The organism is Stenotrophomonas sp. PA-6-5C, from assembly GCF_021605635.1.
Classification (GTDB): Bacteria; Pseudomonadota; Gammaproteobacteria; order Xanthomonadales; family Xanthomonadaceae; genus Stenotrophomonas; species Stenotrophomonas lactitubi.
Genome location: NZ_WKEE01000115.1, coordinates 1 through 1,431, shown reverse-complemented (window position 1 = coordinate 1,431; position 1,431 = coordinate 1). Strand labels below are relative to the sequence as shown.

Sequence of the window (1,431 nt, the reverse complement as noted above, 5' to 3'; positions counted from 1 at the left end):
TGAAGTGACCCCCGAGAGTTGGACGGTGGGGTCAAGCGGCCGCTTGAGCCTGTTCCCGGTACTGTACCGGGCTCAGGCCCTTCAATTTCAATCTGATGCGCTCTTGGTTGTAGTACTTGATGTACTCCACGAGCCCAGCCTCCAGACTCTCGATGCTGTCAAAGCTGTTCAGGTAGAAAAATTCTGACTTCAGCGTCCCGAAAAAGCTTTCCATTGCCGCATTGTCCAGGCAGTTGCCACGCCGGGACATGCTTTGCTTCAACGAGTGCTTTTCCAGAATGTGCCGGTAGTTTTCATGCTGGTACTGCCAGCCCTGGTCGGAGTGGATCATGGGGCGCTCATCCGGGGAGAGCTTGTTGATGGCTTCGTCCAGCATCTGACCTACCAGATCGAACACGGGCTGACGCTTGATCTGATAAGCCACGATTTCGCCGTTGTAGAGGTCCATGATCGGCGACAGGTAGAGCTTCATCCCTTGCACCTTGAACTCGGTGACGTCGGTCACCCACTTCTGGTTGGGCCGCTCGGCATGGAACTGGCGATTGAGGTCATTGCCAACCACAACATTGGCTGCCCCTTTGAAAGATCGGTAGCGCTTCACGCGGACCCGTGATTTCAGGCCCATCTCTCCCATCAGACGCTGTACCCGCTTGTGATTGGTCCGATGGCCCTGATTGGCCAATTCCAGCGTCACCGTGCGATAGCCATAGCGCCCTTGGCTTTGATCGTAGATTGCACGGATGCGCTCGCACAGATCTGCCTCGTCCTGATCCGGATGGGCCAGGACATGGTTCTGGTAATAGAAAGTACTGCGCGACAGCTCTGCCGCTTCGAGCAGAAGCGACAGCGTATGAACCTGCCTCAATCCTTGGATGGCTTGCGCTTTGCGTCCTGCGCCGCCTGCTCTTCCCGGATCAAGGCATCGAGTTTTTTTAGGTAGTCGGTCTCCGCACGCAGGTAGGCGACTTCCTTGAGCAGCTCATCGCGGCTCATATCCTCAGGTGGTTTGGACGAACGGGTCTTTTTCATCGGCTTTCGGAGCGGCAGCGGCGGCGGTGCCAACGCTTGGGCACCGCCCTGAGCATACAGGCGCCGCCACTGCCCCACTGCGCCGGCATCGCCAATCTGAAAGTAGGTGGTGGCCTCACGCCCGGACATGCCGTCCCGGCTCATCTTCTCCAGAACAGCCAGCTTGAACGCGAGGTCATAGGACCGGGTCTGGCGGTGAAACCCGCGCCAACCGTGCAGCCGATACGTAGCCACCCAGCGTCTGACCGTGGAGAACTCCAAACCGTGGTGTCGGGCGATGGCTTTGACCGACGTGGAGGTCTTGCAGGCTTCTTTGGCGACCTGCAGTTTGAATCGAGCTTCGTACCTGTTCATGTATCCCTCGGGGTTGGATCTGGCGTCCAACTCCCGGGGGTCACTTCA

Annotated in this window: 1 protein-coding gene; it reads right to left on the bottom strand. The window is 58.1% G+C overall.

Annotated elements, in window-relative coordinates; genetic code table 11:
• Positions 1–31: 31 nt before the first annotated feature.
• A protein-coding gene (locus GIW57_RS23640) for an IS3 family transposase (RefSeq protein WP_236513156.1) occupies positions 32–1,383 on the bottom strand; the annotation gives its coding sequence in 2 pieces (ribosomal slippage) (positions 32–936 and positions 936–1,383; 1,353 coding nt in all).
• Positions 1,384–1,431: the final 48 nt, after the last annotated feature.